This window comes from Microbacterium sp. NPDC056234, assembly GCF_042267585.1.
In the GTDB taxonomy this organism is placed as follows: domain Bacteria; phylum Actinomycetota; class Actinomycetes; order Actinomycetales; family Microbacteriaceae; genus Microbacterium.
The window spans coordinates 1-1071 of record NZ_JBHJTE010000015.1 but is presented as its reverse complement, the minus strand read 5'-3'; the positions used below and the strand labels follow the sequence as shown (position 1 = coordinate 1071).

1 pseudogene is annotated in these 1071 nt (G+C 69.1%); it reads left to right on the top strand.

Features of this window, described 5'->3' with window-relative positions:
* Positions 1-361: 361 nt before the first annotated feature.
* Positions 362-1071 (top strand): annotated as a pseudogene (locus ACFCYE_RS17905) (hypothetical protein); the annotation flags it as partial.

Sequence of the window (1071 nt, the reverse complement as noted above, 5' to 3'; positions counted from 1 at the left end):
CGTTCGATGCCGTTTCTGACCGGGAGGTCGCGAGGCGTGGTTTTTGAGACACCGAGATTGCGAAACGCTGCGTCAGTTGGGAGGTCGGTCGAGTCTAGGGATCGCGCGAGCTGTATCCGGGCAGTCTTATATCGGGTTCGTGCCGTCGACGCGGGGATGCCGATGATGCCGCCGGCGTCGGCGATGCTGAGCCCATCCCAGTGGATGAGGCATCTTCGGCGCGGGGCTGAAGCACCCGCACTGCACAGGTTCCTTCTTCTTCTGGTTCTTCACGGATCCCGGAATCGACGCGTTTGGCGGTGGTCGCGCGTACGTACCGTGTCGGAGTGCCAGTGGATTCCAAGACGCCCCGGGTGCTCATATGAGCCGCCGCGACCTGCGGCTCGTGCCCGTGGCGTCCGCGGCCTGGGCTGTCGCTCTTGGCTGCGCGTTCGTGCCCGTGCTGGCGTGGGGGCTGCTGGTGTGTGCGCTGGTGGCCGGCACGGCGCTCGTCGTCATCGGTCGGGCGCGTCGGTTTCGGTGGGCTCCGATCGCGGCTGTCGCCTGTGCGGGCGCCGCGGCGGTCGCTCTGACGTGCGTGTGCGCTGCACCGGTGCGCACGGACGTGGCGGAGCTCGATGGCAGGATCGTCGTCATCGAAGCGGACGTCACCTCTTCGCGCACGACCGGCTCCGACGGACGCGCGTGGTTCGATGCGCAGACGGTCCGGATCGGTCCTGCGGGATCGGAGCGCGTGCTTTCGGTTCCAGTGCGCATCGGTGTCGACACGCTGGCCGGCGCCGATCTGGGCGCGCGGGTACGGGTGCTCGGACAGGTGATGGCGACGGAAGCATCGGAGCGGGCCGTGCTGGTGGTGTTCGCGAGTTCGGCAGAGGTGATCGGGCCCGCAACCGGCGTCTTCGCGATCGCCGCAGAGACCAGGGCGCACTTCGTCGCGCGAGCGGTGCGCCTGCCCGAGCCGGGTGCCGCGCTGCTGCCCGGGCTCGCGGTCGGCGACACAACGGCCGTGTCCGCCGAGCTGAACGACGCGATGCTCACCAGCGGACTGTCCCACCTCACAGCGGTCTCCGG